Below are 5,170 nucleotides of genomic sequence, written 5' to 3' on the forward strand. Positions count from 1 at the left end.
CCTTGGTAATTCGTTTCCATAAAACAAGTGGGTTCAAACTATAAGATAGGCGTAGGAGGAAATAATTAACCCATTCGATAAGGGCAAAAAGTTGTATCAGTGTGGCTAAGATGGCTACTTGGAGACTCTGTGTATTCCAGAAAATAAAAGGAAAGCCTAAAATAAGTAAAACAAGGTCTAGTATTCTGAAACCACCATATAGTTTAGGGACATTTCCGCTTCCGAACTGAGGTTTCGACAGCCTTCTAATCAAAATCGCCCAATAGATTGAACCTTGAAGCAAAATAAATGTCAGTAAAGACAAAGGATAGAGAACAGTTACTAGACTATTCCAATCAGCAAGCCGGTTTTTCAAAAGGAAAAAACAAAACCAAAAGGATAGGACGGCTGTGAACTCTCCCAAACAGAGGGACACCAACTCTTTTCTAACTTTCTCTTTTTGTATGTTCATCATCTCCCCCATCTATCTATCATCCTATATCAGAAAAAAAGCCATTCGAACCAGTTTCTAGTCAACATTTCACAGAATAAAGGCATTCTAAGAATAGAACAGCCCAATTTCTTTAATATAAATGCAATCCTAAACTTAAAATTACATTAAAATAAATGTTTTAGACCTATTCTAAGTCTATGATAGCCTTAAATTTTAATTTTTGAAGGATTCTAAAGCTAGAAGAGCTCAAAATTCACGAGAATGAAGCTATTCGAAGCTTAGAAGAACCTTTGGTGAATTTCAATAGCACTTCAACTAGCTATTCTTACAATTTCTCTGATGAGCTTTGAGCTTTTTCAGAGCCCAATCATAGTGACTGGAAGTGGCACTCACAAGGTAGGAACCTAGACTTGTTCCTCCAGTCCACTTATAGATACCTTTTGTGAACAATTCGTCATTACTGAAGCCTTCTATCAACTCTAAAACCTCTTCGTGCGATTGCTCTAGTAGTCTAGTCGCTTCTTCTAAAGACGTTTTCTGGTGCTTCTTCCAAATAGCGACATTCATTTCCCCATAAGTTTTCCAATTATAAGGTTCAGGGAGAAAAGGTCTCTCATGACCTATTTGGTTAGAATGTACCCAGGTCAAAAGTAACTGATGCCATTCATAGAGATGGATCAGGACATCCCGTAGATTTTTATCTCTTTTCCAGTGAGCTTCTTTTTTCTTTTGGTCTTTTGAAAAATCAAAAGGAGTCTGTAGTTCCTCTTCACTTAATTTAGATATAAAGTGATTGAGCTTTTCATAGTTTTCCTTAGAGGCTAACACTAGCTCCTCTTTTGTTTTTGGTCTAGGCATAGGAGTTCTCCCTTCATTTTTAAGTAGAATAAGCTATTTTCTTACTTCATTATACCATATTCAAAAAGCAGTTCTTCGTTTTACGAAAAACCGCTTTTACGAACTATTTTTTTATGCTTATAGTCACTACTTTACATATAAATCTTTAAAGAGACCATCTACTTCTGCTATCTGACAGAGCAAGCGGGATAGTTCTTGGTAGTCTTCTTTTAAACACGAAAGGTGGGCTTGGCCAAATAGAGTAGCCAATTCTTCTTTTAATCTTGCCCCTTCTGGATCATGGTTTTTTAAGAACTTACTGAGGTATAGATTTCGAACAGCCGCAAGTTTGAAGCTAAAATACTGGTGCAATTGCTTTTGCTCGGTATTTAAGCCGTTTTCTTCCACTGCTTTTGCATAGCATTCCAAAACACCGTTTTGGCCATTCAGATATCTGTTCTTCATAATCCTTACTGTTTCCTGATAGATTTCAGTCTGACTAGGACTCCTGACCTTCTTAAAATTTCCCCACATGGAGTAGGCTCCGCGCTTATAGTCAATAGCCTCTGCCTTCCATGCTTCTAGTATGTCATTAAAAGCAACCTTCATACAGGCAAAACCAGCTGGATCATGCAAATAGAGATACCGATCATCAATGTCATACACGGTTACGAAGTGATCCACACCATAAAGGATTGTGTGATTGGGATTGTAGGTCAGATGGCCCATATCAAGAGGTCCCAGTACGACAGGTCCATTGGACAGAAAGGTTTCTAACTTTCCTTTAATCTCTTCCAAATCTACTTCAGTTCCATCTTTTAGATAGAAATCCTCATAGTCAAACCCAAGTATTTTTAAGGAATGGGAGATGGAAAGATCTGGCATTCCGTTATCAAAGAATACTAGAGGGTGCTGGTCATCTTCCTTTACGATACTAGCGCCATTTCCCATCACCATGATTGCCTCTAAAAAATCTGCTTTAAAGTCATAACCATAGGCATCCAGTGCCATTGCCAATGAATAGCTATAGCAAAGTGACACATCTCCAAAATACATCTGCATATTCCTGCCTCCTTATCTTCTATGGGACTATTATACCGAGAAAACTATTCTCATGCCCCATAAAATCCAAACAAATAATATGGGGTTTTGTGATCTATAGTCATGAACTTCAACAAGAAAACTGGCTGTTTCTCTCAACAACCAGTTTTCAATTTTTAAGCTAATTCTTGACTGTTTTTCTTATGAAAGAAAAGCGAGACGATAGCCAAAATACCAAAGGCTAGGCCGACATACCAGTAAGGTTGATCTAGGGTCGTTGAACGACCTGATAGATTGACAATACCTCGAAAGAGCATTCCAGCTGTTAGGACTGCAACTGCCGAGTTCCACAAGTTTAGGCTGATTCGTCCTACGTTTGGCATGATTTTCAACAGTAATGCCAGAACGATACCCCCTACTAGAGGGACTGCAAAGAGATAGTGCATATGAAGCGAGGTCTCCCCAAAACTAAAGGACTCGTAGATACGGCTAAATGCAAAAAAGAAAATAGTGAGAAGGCTATAGCTAACGAGTGTCTTTTTGAGGCGTTTGTTTTTGATTTTAGTAACCAATGTAGACAATATCACTCACCGCCCTTTCTGATATTTTGCTTCCACCTGTAGTCGGTTTATTAATCACCTGACCGTTAAAGTAGAGAGTTGAGGATCCACCACCATCAAGGTTGTAGGCTGTCTTCACTCCGTATGATTTCATCACTTCTGCCATCTGGTAAAGTGACAAGCCCTTGCTTTCAGAGGTACGGCCATCCGAAACGACGATGATGTAGTGGTTTTCATCGATAATCCCGATAGCTGTACGAGGATTTGATGCCATGGCTTGACCGACTTCTGTATTGGTATCAACAGATATTTCTCCATTCTCAACTAGAGACGGACCAAATGCCAGTAGATTGACGACACCGCCCTGAACCAACTGATTGGCTGAAACTTGGTCCTCGTAGATGATTTTAAAGGAGCCGTCCTTGTAAATGGCAAGGTCACCGCTACTAGCATCTTCACGTACACTGTCCCGATAGACAACTCCATTACGGATAACATAACCAGAACTATTGGCTCCATAGTAGTCACCGTTGACAGCTAGAATAGCATTGTTTTCAGCGGCTGTTACAGAGGTTTTAGCTGTGACATTGGTTCCATAGGAGTTTTGAGCTAGAGCTGTTTTCAGATAATCCGATGAACTGAGGGTTACATCTGCCACATAGACCTGTGTTTCGTTGACAGTCTTTTCAGTGAGGGTGACACTGATATTTCCATCTGAATAGCTAGTATCTGTCACTTGGGCATTTTTTGCTGCCGTGGTGTTAGAAGTTGAGCTGGTATTAGAGACAGTGGAAATCGTTTCAGCGAGTACAAAGGTCTTCAACATCGAATAGGTAAAGGAGCTTGTCAGGAACAAGCCCAAAACCGAGGCGTATAGATAGGGTTTCTTTAAAACTTTCATAATAGGCTACAGGTCCTTTCTTTGAAAATATAGCGAGTTTGAACTGTCCAAGAGAGGATAAAGAGCATGATTCCGACAAGAATCTTCGCGATTAGCAAGTTAACTCCAAGACCTGAATTAAAGAGACGAATCAGGATGGTGTCTAAGATAAAGAGACCAACTGCTAATCCAAAATAACCTGATCCTGTTTTAAAACTGCTCGCCTTGTTCTTGAAGACCAATTTTTTGTTGGTAGAGAAGTTAAAGATGGAGCTAGTCACACGTGCCAAACCATTTGAGAGGAGAACACGCAAACCTGTCGGAATAAAACTCAAGCATAGGATTGAAAGAGCATAGACTACATAATCTACGATAAAACTACTAAAAGACGAGAGGGCAAACTTTAAAATATTTTTATAAATCATCAAGCCATCCCGTACAGGTCGAAAATGAGAGGCTGCATTATCGTTAATATAGACAGTTTCAATCGGAACTTCTAAGATTGGGTAGACTTGACTTGCTTCAAGGAGCATGTTCATCTCGTATTCATAACGTTGGCCTTCTATCTTGAGCATGAAGGGAATCATATCTGTTGAAAAGGCACGTAATCCTGTCTGTGTGTCGGATACAGCAACACCCGTTTGTAGTTTAAACAAGATACGAGTCAAGCTATTTCCAAAACGGCTACGCAAGGGAACCTTGCCTGTAAAGGCACGGACACCAAGAACAAGTGTATTAGGATTTTCACTTGATTTGGTCAAGCTACGAAAGATGTCCCAGATCCTATGTTGGCCATCTGAGTCAGCTGTGACCACAGTTCCAGGCATGTTAAGTGACTGAATGTACTCAAAGGCTGTTTTCAGAGCTTGACCTTTTCCTTGATTGACCTGGTGGTGAAGCACCGTCGCAAAATCCTCTGCTTGAGCAAAAATGTCTTGGCATTCTGCTGAACTTCCATCATCAATGACAATGATGTAAAAATTGCTCCTGTTGTGAATCTTTTCAATCAATTTGATGAGATTGTAGTCAGGTTCGTAAGCTGGAATAACTAGATAGTTCATATTTACACCTCTTTCTTTGATGATTGGAAAAGTATACAGATAAATGCTTAAAAATTCCTTATACTTAAATTAAAGTAAAATCACTTTTATTGTTTTTCTTAAAAATCCCTGATTCCAAAAAAAGAAAAACTCTGTAGAAGGTGCCTTCTACAGAGTTAGTTTTGCATCTTTATAAAATGTCAGAAAATTAACTAGTCCTTGATTACTGGTATCCAGAGTTCCATTTGATAGTCAGGTGACGACATGTCTCCTTCAGTATAGACTTCAAAGTCTGGCGCTCCTGAGTGGCGATAACCAGTTTCTGGGAAAAAAATTTCTAGAACATATTTCCAAGCATGTTGGATGCTTGTTGGTATAG

7 protein-coding genes are annotated in these 5,170 nt (G+C 39.3%); all 7 read right to left on the minus strand.

Translation table 11 applies throughout. From position 1 onward, the window contains the following. A partial coding sequence (locus tag SORDD27_RS10220) for a hypothetical protein (RefSeq protein WP_061427403.1) occupies positions 1–463 on the minus strand: 463 nt, incomplete at its 3' end. A gap of 285 nt (positions 464–748) precedes the next feature. Further along, positions 749–1,291: a ClbS/DfsB family four-helix bundle protein gene (locus SORDD27_RS03740; protein ID WP_061427405.1), complete on the minus strand. Its 543-nt coding sequence runs from the start codon at positions 1,289–1,291 to the stop codon at positions 749–751. Between the two features lie 126 nt (positions 1,292–1,417). After that, a complete protein-coding gene (locus SORDD27_RS03745; protein WP_061427407.1) occupies positions 1,418–2,332 on the minus strand; it encodes a cysteine peptidase family C39 domain-containing protein in 915 nt (304 codons plus the stop codon). Between the two features lie 155 nt (positions 2,333–2,487). Then, positions 2,488–2,898 carry a hypothetical protein gene (locus SORDD27_RS03750; RefSeq protein ID WP_061427409.1) on the minus strand — a complete coding sequence of 137 codons (411 nt, stop codon included), beginning with the start codon at positions 2,896–2,898 and terminating at the stop codon, positions 2,488–2,490. Then, complete coding sequence (locus SORDD27_RS03755; RefSeq protein WP_061427412.1) at positions 2,873–3,772, minus strand: phosphodiester glycosidase family protein; 900 nt, start codon at positions 3,770–3,772, stop codon at positions 2,873–2,875. Before SORDD27_RS03755 ends, SORDD27_RS03750 begins: the two co-directional genes overlap by 26 nt. Continuing rightward, positions 3,769–4,812: a bifunctional glycosyltransferase family 2/GtrA family protein gene (locus SORDD27_RS03760; protein ID WP_061427414.1), complete on the minus strand. Its 1,044-nt coding sequence runs from the start codon at positions 4,810–4,812 to the stop codon at positions 3,769–3,771. Before SORDD27_RS03760 ends, SORDD27_RS03755 begins: the two co-directional genes overlap by 4 nt. Positions 4,813–5,003: 191 nt before the next feature. After that, positions 5,004–5,170, minus strand: a 167-nt coding sequence (locus tag SORDD27_RS10225) for a GyrI-like domain-containing protein (protein WP_231069316.1), incomplete at its 5' end; no start/stop codon positions are given.

This window comes from Streptococcus oralis (assembly GCF_001579025.1).
GTDB classification, from domain to species: Bacteria; Bacillota; Bacilli; order Lactobacillales; family Streptococcaceae; genus Streptococcus; species Streptococcus oralis_X.

What these genes read in the sequence shown, in the direction of transcription:
- SORDD27_RS03740 (WP_061427405.1), bottom strand. Translation starts at nt 1,291, where the DNA reads ATGCCTAGACCAAAAACAAAAGAGGAGCTAGTGTTAGCCTCTAAGGAA.
- SORDD27_RS03745 (WP_061427407.1), bottom strand. Translation starts at nt 2,332, where the DNA reads ATGCAGATGTATTTTGGAGATGTGTCACTTTGCTATAGCTATTCATTG.
- SORDD27_RS03755 (WP_061427412.1), bottom strand. Translation starts at nt 3,772, where the DNA reads ATGAAAGTTTTAAAGAAACCCTATCTATACGCCTCGGTTTTGGGCTTG.
- SORDD27_RS03760 (WP_061427414.1), bottom strand. Translation starts at nt 4,812, where the DNA reads ATGAACTATCTAGTTATTCCAGCTTACGAACCTGACTACAATCTCATC.